The sequence below is a fragment of the Cuneatibacter caecimuris genome, assembly GCF_004216775.1.
Taxonomy (GTDB): Bacteria; Bacillota; Clostridia; order Lachnospirales; family Lachnospiraceae; genus Cuneatibacter; species Cuneatibacter caecimuris.
The window spans coordinates 131,259-149,428 of the sequence record NZ_SGXF01000004.1 but is presented as its reverse complement, the minus strand read 5'-3'; the positions used below and the strand labels follow the sequence as shown (position 1 = coordinate 149,428).

The window sequence follows — 18,170 nt, the reverse complement described above, 5'->3', positions numbered from 1 at the left end:
TGTTTTATGCTATAATTCTGCTAACCTAAAAAAAGGAGGGCGGTTTCCAATGGCATATGTAATTAGTGATGAATGTGTATCCTGCGGTACATGCGAGGGTGAATGTCCTGTAAGCGCTATTTCTGAAGGCGACGGCAAGTATGAAATCAATCCTGATACATGCATCAGTTGCGGTACATGCGCAGCAGCTTGTCCTGTTGGCGCCATCAGCGAGTAATTTTACAGCGTTCATATTTAAGCAGCAATGAGGACAGGCGGTTGATGAACCGCCTGTTTTTCGTTTCTTAGGGAAGTTGGCCCTATGAAACAAAATCTTCCGGGGGATGCGCACTATGCGCTAATGATTTATGGCCGCTGAAGCCGCCGCGCTTCGGCGCGGGGAAAATTTTTAAAAGTATTACTTAATGCATTGTTCTTGACATAAGAAATAAAACAGTTTATACTTTAATTATAACCTTTTAAAAGTTTCTGTTAAAAAAATAAAGGAGTGTTTATGACTACTTTACCGGCAAAACCCGGGCTTTTAAAACAGGCCAATCTTTCTATTATTCGTAGAGCTTTAAAAAATAAAAAGACAGCCACCAGAGCAGAACTGTCAGAAGAAACCGGGATCAGTCCCACCACAACCCGCGCCCTGCTTACAGAAATGATGGGAAACGGCGAGATTGAAAGCGCCGGATTTGACGCATCCAGCGGAGGACGGAAGGCGGAACGCTATCGTTTTCAAATGGATAAATACTGCGGCGCCGCGTTTTGTATAACAGATGAGGAAGTACGCTTTCTGCTCACAAATCTTTATGGAGAAGTGACGGACACCGCAATCCTTCAAATCCAAAATGATAATATAGAGCAGACGATTATATCCTTTTTGGACCGTCTGATTCTGACAAAAGAAATAAAATCTATAGGAATTGGGGTACAGGGCGTTGTGGACGGCACTTTTTTCTGGAAAAAAAGACTTCATGACGATGAACTTTACCGGGTTGATATCGGAAGCAGTCTGATGAAAAGATATGGAATCCCCGTAATTTTGGAAAATGACCTGAACGCTACCGCCATTGGGTTTAAACTTTGCTATGAGAAGGAATTTCCCTGTGAAAAACCTGACCAAATTAATATGGCCTATATTCATTTTGAAAAGGGATGTATCAGCGCCGGGTTTATTGCTGAAGGGCGAATTATACGAGGCAGCAGGAACTTTGCCGGCGAACTGGGCCTGATTCCTGTAGAAGGAGGCCGGCTTCTGGAAGAATCTCTCTCTTCCTGCAGTGATGATGCACAATACACTGACAGGCTCGTGAAAATCCTCAGTTGGGTATGCGGAATTCTCAATCCTCAATATATTGCGCTGGGCGGCAGTGATCTGCGCAAAAGCTGCATTTCTTCCGCCTGCGACGGACTGTCAGCTTATCTTCCAGACCACATGGCCGCCGAACTGCTTTATTCTCCCGATGTGTGGAATGACTATTTTCATGGACTGGCATTCCTTACCTCAGAAAAAATGTTTGATGAAATTCAGTTTGTAAAAGAATAGCAGGAAGACATCCTACTGGACAACGCCCTTCTGCAGCATAATGTTTGCATATAGAGCCTGTTCTCCTGTAGCGATTACGGCATAGGCCTCTCTCGCTTCCTCATAAAACCGGAAGCGTTCAATATGGCCGATCTGCCCCCTGCTGCCCTCATTTTTTTCAACAATATCAGCATACTGGTCCCAGATAGGCGTCTCTACATGATCCCCCGGCATTACTTCCATCAGGTTTACTGGCTTTTCTACATAAGTATCCAGAGGGAACAGCTTCAATACTGCATCCAGGATCTCAGGAATCCCATGCCCATCCATTCGAATCACAATAGCGTCTTTACCGACAGATTCCGAAGGGAAATTTCCGTCCGCGATCACAATCCGGTCGCTGTGCCCCATTTCACAGAGCACCTTCAACAGCTGTGGGGATAAAATTTTTGGTACATTTTTGAGCATTTTTTCTCCTTTCTCAATGAACATCCGGTTACTGATTATGGGATACAAACTTAATTATTTTCATTGTAGTGTTGCGGAATGAAATATTCTTGTGTTATAATAGCAAAAAATATAACAATATTCAGCAGACAAATTCTATGGAGGAACTTCATGCATTACCTGGACTACAATGAACAGAAAAAACACGGTACAGATGAATTTCCTGTAGAGTACTATTTCGTCACGGAAAAGCATCCCCGCTACAATATGCCCTTTCACTGGCACAGAGAAGTTGAAATGATACGCATTATCAGCGGCTATTTGACAATATATCTGGACGATGAGGAGATCACTGCAGGAAAAGGGGATATCCTGTTTATTAATGAAGGTGTGGTCCACGGCGGCATACCTGATAATTGTATTTACGAATGTGTCGTGCTTGACAGCAGAATTTTGCTCACTCAGCTCAATATCTGCCGGAAATATATCGGTTTGATGTTTTCCCATAAAATAAGTATTAACAGTCTTTTCCCAAAGGACAACGAGCAGCTTCAGCGTACAGCCTTTTCATTATTTGACACCCTGAAAAATAATGAGGACGTAAATTCTTATACCGAAAATGAAATGATTATTACAGGCAAGATTTTTGAAATATTCGGGACGCTGTTCCGGGATCATATTTATCAGAAAACAATGGATATACGACAGTCAGGGACAAAAAAAATCTCTTTGATTAAGCCTGTACTGGAGTACATAGACCAAAATTATGACCAGATGATTTCTCTCCAGAAACTTGCCAAACTATCCGGCATGACGCCAAAGTACTTCTGCCATTATTTTTATACTGTGATCCACCGGACGCCTATTGATTATCTGAATTATTACAGGATTGAAAGAGCCTGTTCCCTGCTCTATACCTCAGATCTATCTGTAACGGAGATCGGGTTTCAATGCGGGTTTAATGACAGCAGTTACTTTATTAAAACCTTTAAGAAATATAAAGGGATCACGCCGAAACAATATTTAGGAAAGGATGGAGACACATAATAAAGGAGTATTTCTCCTGACCAAAATCCAGTGAATTTTAGTCAGCCTGAAATACTCCTTATCTATTCAGCCCTGTTCTTTCTTTTCCTGAAAAACAGAAACATCGCTGTTTTTTTCTTTCTTCTTTTTCTTAAAAAGCCCGCGGCTCTTTTTGGGCTTCGGCTCTTCTGCTTTTGCGGCCGCTGCCTCTGCATTTATTTTCTGATGCCCACGGATAGCTTCGTCCAGCTGCTTGAATCTTGCCTCTTCCTGTTCTTCCGCCATTCTCATCAGATAATCCATCTGCTTTAACAGCCTGTCATTGACGTTTTCAGTTACCTCTGTGGCCACGGTGGAAGCTACATTTTCACTGACAATCTGTCCGATTTCCTCTCCCATTTCCCTCGTGTTCTGGCGCATGGCTCTGGCCACAATTTCTGTCATAAGCATCTGAAACTGCTCCATTTTCTCTGTTCTGGGAATTGCTGCGGGAGCTTCAGTTTCTACAGTTGCCGGCAATGTGGGAAGCTCGTCCAATTCCTCAATACTCTTACCCTTAATCTTCGGCAGGATGGCTTTTATCGCTTTCAGCTGGTAGCCTCTGTCTTTCAATTCTCTGATCTGATGGAATGTCAGAATGTTTTCTTCTGTATAATACCGGTGTCCCATCTCATTGCGCGGAATCTCCAATTCCAGCTCCTCCTCCCAATATCTCAGCACATGTGCTTCCACATTGACCTGCCTGGATGCGTCAGAAATCATATATCGTACTTCTCCCATGTCTCTTTCTCCTTTTTGGAATTGATTTGACGGCTTCTTTTATTTTTATGTATCAATACTTTCCGCCCTATTGACAATATATGAAGATTCACCTGAGAATATTCCAATAAATTTGAAAGATTTATAGCTGAAGCCAAAGGTTTTTTTAATTTTCCCTGTTCCTCTTGCGTTCCTTCCTTTATTCCTATATAATTGTGTTAAATAAATAACTTTTGAGGAGGCAGACCATGAGATTTGAAGGGAAATGTGTAGTAGTAACAGGGGCGAGTTCTGGTATGGGGTACAGAATTGCTCTGGATTTTGCAAAAGAAGGAGCTGCAGTCATTGCCGTGGCCCGCAGAAAAGAACGTTTGGAGCAGCTTGCAAAGGATGCTGAGGGATTTGCCGGAAAAATTCTTCCCTATGCCGGAGATATTTCATCTTTGGAAGTAAACGAGGGGATGATTGATTACGCGGTAAAGGAATGTGGTAAGCTGGACGTGCTTGTGAACAATGCCGGTATCATGGATGAATTTAAGCCTATTACAGAGGTGACAGACGAGCAGTGGAAACGTGTAATGGACGTCAACCTGACAGGCCCGATGTACGCGATGAGAAAAGCAGTGGATGTTATGTGCGGTCAGGAATCCGGCGGTAATATTGTGAACGTAGCTTCAATCGGCGGCGTGTGCGGATGCCGCGCAGGCGCTGCCTATACTGCCTCCAAGCATGCTTTGGTGGGTTTGACGGAGAACACTGCATATATGTATGTGAGCAACAATATCCGCTGTAACGTTATCTGTCCCGGCGGCGTTGAAACCGAGGTTATGAACAGTCAGACTGATATCAGCCAGAAGGGGATGGGTGTGATCATGGCAGGGTTGAATACAGCCATTCCTCAGGGAAAACCGGAAGACATTTCTTCTGCTGTTCTCTATGTTGCCAGCGATGACGCAAAATTTATGAACGGTTCCACCATTGTGGTAGACGGCGGCGTATCCTGTAACTAATCAAATATAAAATGAGTGCGGTCATTTGGCTGCACTCATTTTTATCTGTAAAGATGACATGCCCTGTCATCTATTCTATGATATTATCATAGAAAACTAAAAGGAGATTCCAATGCATTTTGTAAATTCAAAAGGACTGCTTTCAGCAAGAAACGGAATGAATATCTACCGTGGCTGCACCCATGGCTGTATTTACTGTGACAGCCGCTCTGACTGCTATCAGATGAATCATTCCTTTGAAGATATTGAAGTAAAACAGAATGCGCCGGAACTGCTGGAAAACGCCCTGCGAAGAAAACGAAAAAAATGTATGATCGGCACTGGAGCTATGTGCGATCCTTATATGCACTGTGAAATGCAGCTGGGCCTTACCAGGAGATGTTTGGAGATCATAGACCACTATGGGTTCGGCCTTACTGTACAGACGAAATCTGACCGCATTCTGCGGGATCTGGATTTGCTGAAAAGCATCAACAGAAAAGCAAAATGTGTAGTACAAATGACTTTGACCACCTGGGATGAGCCGCTGTGCAGATTGATCGAGCCTAATGTCTGCACCACGCAAAGACGCTGGGAGGTTTTGAAAATTATGGAGGAAAGCGGAATACCCACAGTAGTATGGTTTTCTCCTGTTCTTCCTTATATTAATGATACCGAGGAAAATCTCCTCGGTATCCTGCGGCTGTGCTTCAGCGCCAATGTGAAAGGCATTATTTGTTTTGGAATAGGCACCACCCTTCGTCAGGGCGACAGAGAGTATTTCTATAATGCTCTGGACCGCCACTTCCCGGGCCTGAAGCAAAAATATATTCAGCAATTTGGTAATTCTTATGAATGCCTCAGCAGCCAAAATAAAAAACTGATGGATATTTTTCATACAGAGTGTGAACGCCGCGGCGTTATGCATGACAATGATCAGATATTCGAATATCTCCGTCATTTTCCGGAAAAAGAATACCAGCTCAGTTTATTCTGAACTGTCCATTTATGGACGCCTCTCGATATTCCCGAATTTTGTATAATTTGGAAGCCATGCCAGCTCCACTGTTCCGATAGGGCCGTTTCTCTGTTTTGCTATAATTACTTCCGCGATATTTTTCGCTTCACTGTCTTTATTATAATAATCATCACGGTAAAGGAACATCACCACATCGGCATCCTGTTCAATAGCACCGGACTCGCGCAGGTCTGAAAGCATTGGCCTGTGGTCAGGCCTGGTCTCACAGGCACGGCTCAGCTGGGACAAAGCCAGCACAGGCACGCTCAGCTCTCTGGCCAAAGCCTTCAGAGAACGGGAAATTTCAGAAATCTCCTGCTGGCGGCTGTCTGTCTTCTTGCTGCCCCCGCTCATGAGCTGTAAATAATCTATAATAATTACCCTGAGGTCCTTTTCCAATTTCAGTTTTCTGCATTTTGAACGTAGTTCTGTGATAGAAATCCCAGGGGTATCATCAATCACCAGATTAGAATTCGCTATCACGCCTGAACTCTCCACCACCTGATCCCAATCGCTGTCCGTCAGGCTTCCGGTACGCAGTACTTGTGAATCCACTCTCGATTCCATCGCCAGCATACGGTTAACAAGCTGTTCCCTGGACATCTCAAGGCTGAAAATTGCGGTGGTATGATGATTTTTTACCGCCATGTACTGCGCAAGATTCAGTACAAATGCAGTCTTTCCCATGGATGGACGGGCTGCGATAAGCACCAGATCAGACGGCTGCATGCCGCTGGTCCTGTAATCCAGATCTGTAAATCCAGTTGCAATCCCTGTCACAGTGCTCTTATTCCTGGCAGCCATTTCAATCTTATTGACAACATCAAAAACAATCTGTCTGATTGGAACATAATCACCTGTGGCTCTGGTTTGCAGCAGATTAAATATTTCCTTTTCTGTTTTGGCCAAAATGTCTTCCAGCTTCTCCCGGCCAAGATAACATTCATTCGCAATGCTTTCATTTACCTTGATCAGCCTGCGCAGCAGGGATTTTTCATAAACAATAGAAGCATAGGATTTCACATTGGCAGAGGTAGGTACTGAAATAACCAGATCCCGGACAAATTCCATGCTGCTCACTTCCGGCGGAACATCCTTTTCCTTCAAACGGTCCTGGAGCGTGACCAGATCCACAGGCTTCCCTTCGTTATAAAGTTCCACGATTGATTCAAAAATAACGCCGTACTGGCTCTGATAAAAATCTTCTCCATGAATCAGCTCAGATGCCGTGACAATCGCTTCGCGGTCCATCAGCATGGAACCAATCACGGATTGTTCCGCCTCAACGCTGTGAGGCAGTACCCTCTTGATCAATGACTCTTCCATGCAGCTTCCTCCCTTTTCCTATGTGTGTCAGGCTTCCTTTACCTTTACTGTCAGCGTTGCTGTCACATCCTTATGCACTTTTACCGGCACCAGATGAGTTCCAAGAGATTTGATGGGTTCTGCTAACTGCATTTTCTTTTTATCAATCGAAAAACCCAGCTGTTTTTCCGCTTCCGCCGCAATTTCCTTTGTAGATACGGACCCGAAAATTTTTCCGCCTTCCCCTGTCTTTATAGATACTACCACAGGCTTCTCTGCTATCTTTTCCGCCAGCGCCTTTGCTTCTTCCAGACGCTGCTGGGCCATCCTCTCCTCATTTGCCTTTTGCAGTTTCAAATCATTCAGGTTCTTTGAATTTGCTTCAATTCCCAGCTTTTTTTTCAACAGAAAATTACGGGCGTAACCATCGTTGACTTCTACCGTTTCACCCTTTTTTCCCAATGCTTTCACATCTTCCAGCAAAATTACTTTCATCAGATTTCTCCTCCTTCAGTCATGCTCTGGAGAACTTCCTTTACCTTCTCCTTCGCCTCTTTTGCGTCCATGCCTGTCAGCTGCGCTCCCGCTATAGTCATATGTCCCCCGCCGCCCAGACGTTCCATAATTACCTGTACGTTAACCTCATCTATAGAACGGGCGCTGATATATATTTTACTATGAAATTCCGTCAGCACAAATGATGCCTTGATCCCGCGAATATTCAGCAACTCATTGGCAGCCTGAGCGCCTATAATGGTGGGGCTTTCCACAGTGTCGTTGGGACATATGCTAATGGCAAAAATCCCTTCAAACACTTCCGCATCCCTCACAGCCGCCGCTCTTGCCTTATAATCCCCCATTTCATCCCGGAACATTTTGCGCACCCGGGTCACATCAGCCCCACAGCGCCTCAGATAGGCAGCAGCCTCGAAAGTCCGCACTCCGGTTTTATTCATAAAGTTATTTGTATCAATCACAATACCTGCGTATAACGCTTCCGCATCCAGCTGACGAAGGCGCAGATTATCCTCATAATATTGGAGAACTTCCGCCACCATCTCGCAGGCGGAAGAAGCATATGGCTCTACATAAGATAACACCGCATTGTCTATCACTTCTCTGGTCTGTCTGTGATGGTCCAGAACGACGATATGCCTGGATATTTGCAGCAGATCAGGACACTCTGTATAACTGGGCCTGTTCACATCCACCACCACCAAAACGGTATTAGGGTCAATGATCTCCAATGCTCTTTCGTTATTAATAAAAATATCCTGTTCATATTCAGGATTATCCCTGAAGCGGTCCATAAGCGGTTTTACGGAAGAGGTAATTTCATTTACAACAATATGTGCCTTTTTGCCGGAAATTTTCGCCGCACGGTAGATGCCGATGCCGGCGCCGATGCTGTCCACATCGCTCATATTATGGCCCATAATCATCACATGTTCCTTACCCTCAATCAGTTCTCTCAGCGCCTGGGCCTTCACACGCGCTTTTACACGGGTATTTTTTTCTACAGACTGGGACTTACCGCCATAATAATAAATTTTTCCGTTATCTTTTATCACGGCCTGGTCCCCGCCACGGCCAAGAGCCATATCAATAGCTGTTCTGGCGTACTCATAATTCTGCAGATAAGTCTCTCCGCCTTTTCCCAGGCCTATACTGATGGTTACGGACATCTCATTTCCGATATTAACTGTCTTTACATCCTCCAAAAGAGGAAATTTTGTATTTTCCAGTTCCTTCAGATACTTTTGTTTCAAAACTACAAAATATTTATCTTTCTCGATCTTTTTCAGGATGCCGCCCATGTTTGAAACATATTTGTTGATTTTTCTGTCGATCAGCGCTACCAGCAGGGAGCGGCGCACTTCTTCAATGCTCTCCAGGGCTTCTTCATAGTTGTCCAGATAGATAAGCCCGGCAATCAGCCTTTCCTCTTCAATTTTATTTTTATAAGAGATCAGCTCTGTTTCATCATGGAGATACAGTACAAACAGATCAGTTTCCGACTCCTGTTTTAATGGAAGATCAATTTCCCGAATTACATCCGTGATCCTGATCTTTTTTATTTCAATCCAGTATTTTTTTTCTTTGTACTGGATGTGGGTGATTTGTTCCACTTCCCCTTTCGGGAAATCTTCTTCAGTAATTTCTGTAAAAACAGAGTTAAGGTAATGATACAGCTTCCCGTCTTTTCCAGTAATCCGCTGAAAGGCCTGGTTCATCCATAACAGCCTTCCATTTTCATCTGTCATAGCGTAGGGCACGCTCATTTCGCTGAGGAGCTGCTTCTGTATCTGTGCATAATCAGCAGCAAAAGTGACCAGGTCTGTCATCACATACTTTGAACGGTACCAGTATAACAGACCGGACATCACCAGATAGAGCAGGGTAAACCCTACCATCAGGACGCCTGCCTGAAAGCTGACCATAAAAACAAAGATATTTAACAAAACTGTCAGTGCAGAAAAAACCATGGGCCAACGCAAATAAATTTTCAGTTTACCATTAATTTTTTTTTGATTATTCTGTTTCTGATTCTGCTTCTGTTTCATCCGCCTCATCCTCTTGTTCACTCTCACGCACCTTTGCGATGCTGGCGACTCTTACATCACTTTCTGGGTTGATATTCATCAGCTTCACGCCGGAAGTATTTCTTCCCAGCACAGAAATATCAGAAACCTTCAGCCGGATGATGATTCCTTCTGTTGTAATGATCATGATCTCGTAATGATCCTGAACGGCCTTCATGCCAACCAGGTTTCCGGTCTTGTCATTTATTCTGTAGCACCTCACGCCCTTTCCGCCTCTGTTCTGGCAGGTAAATTCATCAATCGAGGTCCTCTTTCCCATTCCCATTTCCGAAACAAACAGCAATTTATCGCCCTGAGTATCCATCTGCATTCCAATGACTTCATCTTCGTCATCCAGATTCATTCCTCTTACACCCATGGATACGCGGCCTGTAGGACGGACGTCCGTTTCCCTGAACCGGATACATTGCCCAAATTTGGAAACCAGGAAAATATCTTTCGTATTATCCGTCACCTTCACTTCAATCAATTCATCTTCATCCCGCAGGTTAATGGCGGCAAGCCCCGTTTTTCTGATATTAGCGTATTCCGAAATATCCGTGCGCTTTACCAGCCCCAACTTTGTGGCCATAAACAGATATTCACCATCGTTAAAATCTTTTTTTGTGATAATAGCGGTAACCTTTTCTTCCGGCTGCAGCTGAATCAGATTTACAATAGCTGTTCCCCTGGCTGTCCGTCCTGCTTCCGGTATCTCATATGTTTTCAGCCTGTATACCCGACCCTGATTGGTAAAAAACATTATATGGTGATGGGTCGTGGTCATCAGCAGATCCTCAATATAGTCGTCATCGATGGTCTGCATACCCTTGATTCCTTTTCCGCCCCGGTTCTGCGCCTTAAAATTGTCCACCGACATGCGCTTGATATATCCCAGCTTTGTCATAGCGATCACAGTTGGTTCATCCGGAATCAAATCCTCATCTGTAAAATCATCCTCGTCATAACCGATAGCAGTTCGCCTGGGATCCGCATATTTTGCCCGAATCACCAGGATTTCTTCCCGGATCACTCCCAAAAGCAGCTTTTCATCTGCCAGAATGGCTTTCAATTCCTGAATCCTGGCTTCCAGCTCCTTATATTCATTTTCCAGTTTTTCCCTCTCTAAACCAGTCAAAGCGCGCAGACGCATATCTACAATCGCCTGGGACTGGGCTTCCGAAAGCCCAAATTCCTGAATTAATGCAGCTTTTGCCGCGGCCACATTTTCTGAACCGCGAATAATCTGAATCACTCTGTCAATGTGGTCCAGGGCTATCAGCAAGCCCTCTAAAATATGGGCGCGCTCTTCCGCCTTATTCAGATCATATCTGGTCCTCCTGGTTACTACATCCTCTTGATGCTTCAGATAGTATTTCAGCATCTCATGAAGATTCAGAACCTTTGGTTCATTGTTTACCAAAGCCAGCATAATTACGCCGAATGAATCCTGCAGCTGCGTATGTTTCATCAGAAGATTCATCACAATATTGGGATTGACGTCACGCCGCAGTTCAATACAGATCCGCATCCCCTCGCGGTCCGATTCATCCCGCAGGTCCGTGATTCCATCCACTTTTTTATCTTTTACAAGCTCAGCTATTTTTTCTATCAGCCTGGCTTTATTAACCATATAAGGCAGCTCGGTTACAACAATCCTGTTCTTACCATTCTGCATTGGTTCAATATTTGTGACCGCCCGTACTTTAATTTTCCCGCGGCCTGTGCGGTATGATTCCTCAATCCCCCTTTTTCCGAGAATTGTGGCTCCGGTGGGAAAATCGGGACCTTTTACCAGATCCAGAAGCTCTTTCATCTCTGTTTCCCGGTTTTCATAAATGCGGTTATCAATAATTTTTACCACTGCATCAATGATCTCCCCCAGGTTATGAGGGGGGATATTGGTGGCCATTCCCACCGCAATACCGGTTGTGCCGTTCACCAGAAGATTAGGATACCTTGCAGGAAGCACGGAAGGTTCCTTTTCAGTCTCATCAAAGTTTGGCACAAAATCGACGGTATCTTTGTTGATATCAGCAAGCATTTCCATTGAAATCTTACTGAGCCTTGCCTCTGTATAACGCATGGCGGCGGCGCCGTCCCCGTCCACAGACCCAAAATTCCCATGGCCGTCCACCAACGGATACCTGGTAGACCAGTCCTGGGCCATGTTGACTAAAGCTCCGTATATAGAGCTGTCTCCATGGGGATGATATTTACCCATGGTATCGCCGACTATACGTGCGCACTTTCTGTGAGGTTTGTCCGGACCGTTGTTCAATTCGATCATGGAGTACAGCACGCGGCGCTGCACCGGCTTCAGGCCGTCCCGTACATCCGGCAGCGCACGCTGCGCGATCACGCTCATAGCATAATCGATATAAGAGGTCTCCATAGTCTCTTGCAAGTCTATATCATGGACCTTGTCAAATACTGTTTCATCCATATTTCCTATCCTCCGTCCCGGACTTTAAATATCCAGATTCTTTACATATTTTGCATTCGCCTCAATAAATTCCCGGCGGGGTTCCACCTTATCTCCCATCAGAGTAGTAAAGGTCAGGTCTATTTCAGACGCATTGTCCTCCTCCATCACAACTCTCTTCAGAATCCGCCTTTCGGGGTCCATGGTAGTCTCCCACAGCTGTTCGGCATCCATTTCCCCAAGGCCTTTATATCGCTGGATCTTGTTGTTGGTATCCCTGCCCACCTCTTTCAGAATATCATTCAGCTCTTCATCGCTGTAGGCATACCAGACTTTTTTGTTTTTCTCCAGCTTGTAAAGCGGGGGCTGAGCCAGATATACATAACCCTGTTTGATCAGCTCAGGCATAAACCTGTACAGGAAAGTCAGAAGCAGCGTGCTGATATGCGCGCCGTCCACATCCGCATCTGTCATGATAATAATCTTATGATAACGCAGTTTTGAAATATCAAAATCATCGTGAATACCAGTTCCAAAAGCCGTGATCATCGCTTTAATTTCGGCATTGGCATAAATTTTATCCAGACGGGCTTTCTCCACATTCAGGATTTTCCCACGCAGAGGGAGAATCGCCTGAGTATCCCTGGAACGCGCAGTCTTTGCGGACCCGCCTGCAGAATCTCCCTCTACAATATAAATTTCACACTTTTCAGGATTCTTATTTGAACAATCCGCCAGCTTTCCGGGAAGCGCAAGCCCCTCCAAAGCTGTTTTACGTCTGGTCAGATCCCTGGCCTTCCTGGCAGCAGCCCTTGCTCTCTGTGCCAATATGGACTTTTCGCAAATTACTTTTGCAATGGAAGGATTCTGCTCTAAAAAATATGTGAGCTGTTCGCTGACAATAGCGTCCACCGCGGTCCTGGCTTCGCTGTTGCCCAGTTTCTGCTTTGTCTGTCCTTCAAACTGAGGATCTTCGATTTTTACGCTGACAATCGCAGTCAGCCCTTCCCTGATATCTTCTCCGCTCAGAGGAGGCTCATTGTCCTTCAGAAGTTTATTTGTTTTTGCATACTCATTAAAGGTTTTCGTCAGCGCATTCTTAAAACCGGTGAGATGAGTACCGCCCTCTGGCGTGTTAATATTATTTACAAAGCTATAGGCATTTTCCGTATAGGAATCATTGTGCTGCATGGCTACTTCCACGTAAACACTGTTCTTATTGCCTTCACAGTAAATGACCTGCTCATACAGGGCAGTTTTACTTTTATTTAAATAAGTCACAAATTCCTTTATGCCGCCCTCATAGTGAAAGGTGGTGCTGTGCTTTTCTTCTCTGTCATCTGCCAGAACAATCCGCAGGTTCTTGGTCAGAAACGCCATTTCCCTCAAACGCGTTTTGAGCACATCATAATCATATACCGTCTCTTCAAAAATTTCATCATCCGGAAGAAACGTCACCCTGGTCCCTGTTTTATCCGGTTCACATTCGCCCACTACCTTTAGGGAATAAGCTGTTTTTCCCCTTTCATATCTCTGTTTGTAAATTTTACCTTCGTTATAAATTTCCACTTCCAGCCACTGGGACAGGGCATTCACCACAGAAGCCCCAACCCCGTGCAGGCCGCCTGACACCTTATATCCTCCGCCTCCGAATTTTCCACCCGCATGGAGAATAGTATACACCACTTCCACAGCGGGAATCCCGGCCTTTGGATGGATTCCGATTGGAATACCGCGTCCATTATCCGTCACCGTAATGGAATTATCTTCATTGATCTGTACCAGAATTTCTGTGCAGTATCCTGCCAGAGCTTCATCAACCGCGTTATCTACAATTTCATAAACCAGGTGGTGTAGGCCCTTTGAAGAGGTGCTACCAATATACATACCAGGTCTTTTGCGGACTGCCTCCAGCCCCTCCAAAATTTGAATTTGACTTGCACCATATTCATTTTCAACAGCCATAAAATCCTCCTAATTTTCATTCCTTACGGTACCTTCCGATACCCTGAATATTTTGTCCATGTGAAACCTGTGGTTGACAAAATCATCCAGACCAGTACAGGTGATCATGGTTTGAATCCCTTCAATGGAATTCAGAAGCTGTGTCTGCCTGCCGGCATCTAATTCGCTGAGTACATCATCCAACAGCAGCACAGGCGTATCCTTCGTCATTTTTTTTACTAAATTGATTTCAGCCATTTTCAGAGACAGAGCCGCAGTTCTTTGCTGGCCCTGCGAACCGAATCTGCGGATATCCACGCCGTTGACAATAAAATTAATATCGTCCCTGTGCGGCCCTGACATGGTGGTCTTTTGCTTCAGGTCCCGCTGTTCCCCTGAATGAAGCGCGTCCAGGATGCAGTCTGCCCGGCAGTCAGGCTCATACCTGATTTCCAGGGTCTCTCTGTTTCCCGACAGTTTTTGATGGATCTCCTGGATCGTAATACCCAGCTCCCGTATAAAATTCTCGCGCAAACGGACAATCTGGCTTCCAAAACGGTCCAGCTGTTCGTTCCAGAGTTCCAGCGTATCCATAAGCTCAGGCCTAAACGGCAGCTCCCGGAGCAAAAGATTTCTCTGCATCAGCGACTTGTTATAATTTACCAGTTGATATAAATATATTTTATCCAGCTGACACAGCTCTAAATCAATAAACCTGCGCCTTTCCGCCGGCCCGTTTTTAATAATCTGCAAATCTTCCGGAGAAAAAAATACAACATTTACAATTCCAAACAGTTCGCTGACCTTTCTGATCGGCACCCCGTCAACAGCGATTCCCTTAGCCCGGCTCCGCTTCAGATGCATATCAATCTTTCTCTGCGCCCCGTCCCGGGAAGCCATCAGTCTGATATGCGCTTCCTCCTGACCAAACCGTATCATTTCCCGGTCCCGGCTGCTCCTGTGGGATTTATTTGTGCCGCACAGATATACAGCTTCCAGAATATTCGTTTTTCCCTGAGCGTTATCTCCGTAAAAAATATTGATTCCGGGGTCAAATTGCAAACTTAGCTCCGGATAATTCCGGAATTGGTTTAAATCCAGAGAAGTGACGATCATGGCGCAGAGATCTGAATCTGCTCCCCATTATATTCTACCACATCCCCGGCATGTAATTTTTTGCCCCTCTGCAGTTCCACAGATCCATTCACCTTTACTTTGCCTTCTAAAACCGCAAACTTTGCGTCCACACCGGAATCAGCCAGCCTGGAAGCTTTCAGCGCCTGCCCTAGTTTAATATATTCTTCTCTGAGCACTACTTTTCTCATTTTTTCTCCTCACCATCATCCCGTCCGGTAAAATACCGGCGTCAGGCAATAAAATTCACAGGCAGAATCAGATAAATATAACTCTCCTTCTTATCCTTGATAAAACAGGGCGCTTTAGGGTTCACCATGTAAAGAGTGACTTCTTCATCATCAATTACCCGGAGAGCGTCCATTAAAAACTTTGGATTAAATCCGATCATGATATCTTTTCCGGATTTAGTAATCAAGATTTCTTCATTCAGGGAACCAATAGAGGATACCAGCTTCAGTTCCATCAGTTCATCAAGAACGTTCATGATAATCGGTTTTTTATCGCTTTCTTTCACAAGCAGGGTAGCGCGGTCTATACAGGATGCCAATTCCCGCTTGTTAATCTGCACCTTTGTTTCATAATCGCCGGACAGCATCTGATTAATTTTAAAATATTCTCCCTCAATCAGCCTCGACACGACGGTAGTGTCGTCAAACTCAAACAGCACGTGATTTTTAGTGAAGAACATCAGAACTTCGCTTTCTGCGTCTCCTGAAAGGATTTTTGCAACTTCTCCCAAAGTTTTTCCGGGAACTACTACCTTCATCTGTCCATAATCGTCCTTCAGTTCTACCTTGCGGATAGAAATCCTGTGCCCGTCCAGAGATACAATGCGAAGTTCGCTGCCGTTGATTTCAATCAGTTCGCCGGACATCATGCGGTTATTTTCATTATCAGCAATTGAAAAGATAGTCTGACGGATTATTTCCTTCAGCGTAAACTGAGAGAGGCTTATATAGTGGTCTTTTTCTATTTCAGGAAGATAAGCAAAGTCAGATCCTTCTTTTCCGGGAATATTGAATTTTGCCTTTTCACAGGTAATCAAAGTATTAAAATTATTGTCTGTTTCAATGGTGACGTCATTATCTGGCAGACGTCTTACGATTTCAGAGAAAATTTTAGCATCCAGAGCGACTTTGCCAGGATCTTCAATTTCTCCGTTTATTTTTGTTTCTATACCGAGTTCCATATCATTGGCAGTCAGTTTAATCTGTCCTTCTGAAGCATCCAGTAAAATACATTCCAGAATAGGCATAGTAGTTTTTGAAGGAACTGCTTTGGATACGATATTGACTCCTTTTTGCAAAATATCTTTCTGGCATATGATTTTCATGCTGTTGGTGTCTCCTTTCGCCTGCGGCCTTATGTATTTATGTTTAAAAGAATTCAGTAGTAGTAATAGTAGGTGGTGTTGATATGTGTAAAACCCTCTGAAAGCCTGTCCATCAGCGGGTTCAGGTTAAGGGATAACTTCTGGATGAACCTGTGGTCGGCCACGGGATAACCTGTGAATTATCAACAGCCCTGAAAAATGACCTAATGTAGCTAATGTGGACAGGTTATTGGTTGTCCAAAATCTTTAAACAGTTTATGCACGGGGATGAAGCGGTTTATCCACAATATGATGTGGATATTATCCGGGCATAATTTTCTTTTTCAAAATATCAATGGTACTTTTTAAATTCTCATTTTCCTGCATTTCCCCTGCAATTTTCTCGATTCCATGAAGAATAGTGGTATGATCCCTGTTGCCCATGGCCTTTCCGATCATCTGAAGAGGTGATTCTGTCATATACCTGCAAAGATACATGGCGATCTGCCGCGGGAATACTACCTCTTTATTTCTCTTCTGGGAAATAATATCCGCTGGCTTCAGGTGGAAGTGTTCAGAAACTGTATCAATAATGGTATCCACAGTAACTTCTTTCACCTGATTGGGAGAAATCAGATCCTTCAATGCTTCCTCCGCTACTTCCTGGGTAATATCTGTTTTATACAGCTTGGAATATGCAGTAATTTTTGTAAGAGCCCCTTCCAGTTCCCGAATATTGGATTTAATATTGGTAGCAATATATTTCAGAATCTCATTATCAATATTATACCCTTCCATTTCCTCTTTTTTACGAAGAATGGCCATTCTGGTTTCATAGTCCGGAGCGGAAATATCAACCGGAAGTCCCATTTCAAATCTGGAACGCAGGCGCTCTTCCAAAGTTTCAAAGGCTTTAGGAGGTTTATCGGAAGAAATAACAATCTGTTTCTGATTGTCATGCAAAAAATTAAAGGTGTGGAAAAATTCTTCCTGAGTCCCTTCTTTTCCTATTATAAACTGTATGTCATCAATGAGCAGCACATCAATGTTGCGGTATTTCTCCCGAAACTCAAATGTGGAAATACTATTTTTGTTTCGGATTGCGTCAATCAGTTCATTTGTAAACTTTTCACTGGTTACGTATAACACCCTTGCATCCGGGTTATTCCTTAATATAAAGTTTGCTATAGCATGCATCAGATGAGTTTTCCCCAGTCCGACGCCTCCGTAGATAAACAGAGGATTATATCTCTCCGCGGGGGATTCCGCGACTGCAAGAGAAGCTGCATGGGCAAACTTGTTGTTCGGACCCACCACAAAAGTATCAAAAGTGTATTTTTGGTTCAGGTTTGCGCTGTATGGAGAAGAAATGGGCGCCGAAGACGGTTCTGCGGCACTCGTATGATTCTTTTCCAGATCACCTGGAAGCACAAAAACAACATTACAGGCGAAGTCTGTGACTTCTTCAATGGTTACCTGTAAAATAAAACGGTATTTCTTATTGACGAAATCAATCAGCTGCCGCTGTTCTTCCTCAATTCCGTTCAGGACCACAGTAACGGTATTGTTATCCACATCCGCCACCTGCATAGGCTGTATCCAGGTTTTATAGGATACATTGGTGATGTCATGGTCCTCTTTCAGTTTTTCTTTAATTTCTTCCCACTTGTCTCTCAATATGTCTAGCATCTTTAACTCCTGAACCTTGGATAT

Annotated in this window: 16 protein-coding genes; 5 read left to right on the top strand and 11 right to left on the bottom strand. The window is 44.2% G+C overall.

All coding sequences use genetic code 11. The annotated features are described in order from the left end of the window. The first annotated feature begins 49 nt into the window (after nucleotides 1-49). Together EV209_RS10865 and EV209_RS10860 are read left to right on the top strand one after the other, a co-directional pair. Nucleotides 50-217 (top strand): 4Fe-4S ferredoxin, encoded by a 168-nt coding sequence (locus EV209_RS10865; protein ID WP_130435489.1) that lies wholly within the window; start codon nucleotides 50-52, stop codon nucleotides 215-217. 276 nt (nucleotides 218-493) lie between these two features. Then, nucleotides 494-1,534, top strand: coding sequence for an ROK family transcriptional regulator (locus EV209_RS10860; protein ID WP_130435488.1), 1,041 nt, complete (start codon nucleotides 494-496; stop codon nucleotides 1,532-1,534). 12 nt (nucleotides 1,535-1,546) lie between these two features. On the opposite strand, the gene EV209_RS10855 is transcribed toward EV209_RS10860, so the two are convergent. Next, on the bottom strand, nucleotides 1,547-1,981 hold the full coding sequence (locus tag EV209_RS10855) for an RbsD/FucU family protein (RefSeq protein ID WP_130435487.1): 435 nt from the start codon (nucleotides 1,979-1,981) through the stop codon (nucleotides 1,547-1,549). Nucleotides 1,982-2,131: 150 nt separating this feature from the next. Here EV209_RS10855 and EV209_RS10850 point away from each other — a divergent pair, with 150 nt between their 5' ends. Next, nucleotides 2,132-3,007, top strand: coding sequence for an AraC family transcriptional regulator (locus EV209_RS10850; RefSeq protein WP_130435486.1), 876 nt, complete (start codon nucleotides 2,132-2,134; stop codon nucleotides 3,005-3,007). A gap of 66 nt (nucleotides 3,008-3,073) precedes the next feature. On the opposite strand, the gene EV209_RS10845 is transcribed toward EV209_RS10850, so the two are convergent. Continuing rightward, complete coding sequence (locus EV209_RS10845) at nucleotides 3,074-3,766, bottom strand: helix-turn-helix domain-containing protein (protein ID WP_130435485.1); 693 nt, start codon at nucleotides 3,764-3,766, stop codon at nucleotides 3,074-3,076. 227 nt (nucleotides 3,767-3,993) lie between these two features. Between EV209_RS10845 and EV209_RS10840 the strand changes: the two genes are divergently transcribed. Both EV209_RS10840 and EV209_RS10835 read left to right on the top strand, forming a co-directional pair. Next, nucleotides 3,994-4,755 (top strand): SDR family NAD(P)-dependent oxidoreductase, encoded by a 762-nt coding sequence (locus EV209_RS10840; RefSeq protein WP_130435484.1) that lies wholly within the window; start codon nucleotides 3,994-3,996, stop codon nucleotides 4,753-4,755. A 112-nt stretch (nucleotides 4,756-4,867) separates the two neighbouring features. Continuing rightward, complete coding sequence (locus EV209_RS10835; protein WP_130435483.1) at nucleotides 4,868-5,731, top strand: SPL family radical SAM protein; 864 nt, start codon at nucleotides 4,868-4,870, stop codon at nucleotides 5,729-5,731. Nucleotides 5,732-5,740: 9 nt separating this feature from the next. On the opposite strand, the gene dnaB is transcribed toward EV209_RS10835, so the two are convergent. From dnaB to dnaA, 9 genes are all read right to left on the bottom strand, one after another. Further along, nucleotides 5,741-7,078, bottom strand: a complete 1,338-nt coding sequence (gene dnaB, locus EV209_RS10830) for a replicative DNA helicase (RefSeq protein ID WP_130435482.1) — start codon at nucleotides 7,076-7,078, stop codon at nucleotides 5,741-5,743. 27 nt (nucleotides 7,079-7,105) lie between these two features. Next, entirely contained in the window at nucleotides 7,106-7,552 is a 447-nt protein-coding gene (gene rplI / locus EV209_RS10825; RefSeq protein WP_130435481.1) for a 50S ribosomal protein L9, read from the bottom strand. Continuing rightward, entirely contained in the window at nucleotides 7,552-9,621 is a 2,070-nt protein-coding gene (locus tag EV209_RS10820) for a DHH family phosphoesterase (RefSeq protein ID WP_130435480.1), read from the bottom strand. Before EV209_RS10820 ends, rplI begins: the two co-directional genes overlap by 1 nt. Further along, complete coding sequence (gene gyrA / locus EV209_RS10815) at nucleotides 9,590-12,085, bottom strand: DNA gyrase subunit A (protein WP_130435479.1); 2,496 nt, start codon at nucleotides 12,083-12,085, stop codon at nucleotides 9,590-9,592. Before gyrA ends, EV209_RS10820 begins: the two co-directional genes overlap by 32 nt. Before the next feature lie 24 nt (nucleotides 12,086-12,109). Further along, nucleotides 12,110-14,029: a DNA topoisomerase (ATP-hydrolyzing) subunit B gene (gene gyrB, locus EV209_RS10810; RefSeq protein WP_130435478.1), complete on the bottom strand. Its 1,920-nt coding sequence runs from the start codon at nucleotides 14,027-14,029 to the stop codon at nucleotides 12,110-12,112. 9 nt (nucleotides 14,030-14,038) lie between these two features. Beyond that, the gene (gene recF, locus EV209_RS10805) at nucleotides 14,039-15,124 is read right to left on the bottom strand and encodes a DNA replication/repair protein RecF (RefSeq protein ID WP_130435477.1); all 1,086 of its coding nucleotides are present in this window, start codon (nucleotides 15,122-15,124) and stop codon (nucleotides 14,039-14,041) included. Then, nucleotides 15,121-15,333 carry an RNA-binding S4 domain-containing protein gene (locus EV209_RS10800; protein ID WP_130435476.1) on the bottom strand — a complete coding sequence of 71 codons (213 nt, stop codon included), beginning with the start codon at nucleotides 15,331-15,333 and terminating at the stop codon, nucleotides 15,121-15,123. Before EV209_RS10800 ends, recF begins: the two co-directional genes overlap by 4 nt. 41 nt (nucleotides 15,334-15,374) lie before the next feature. Then, nucleotides 15,375-16,478, bottom strand: a complete 1,104-nt coding sequence (gene dnaN / locus EV209_RS10795) for a DNA polymerase III subunit beta (protein WP_130435475.1) — start codon at nucleotides 16,476-16,478, stop codon at nucleotides 15,375-15,377. 300 nt (nucleotides 16,479-16,778) lie between these two features. Then, complete coding sequence (gene dnaA / locus EV209_RS10790) at nucleotides 16,779-18,146, bottom strand: chromosomal replication initiator protein DnaA (protein WP_130435474.1); 1,368 nt, start codon at nucleotides 18,144-18,146, stop codon at nucleotides 16,779-16,781. Between the last annotated feature and the right edge of the window lie 24 nt (nucleotides 18,147-18,170).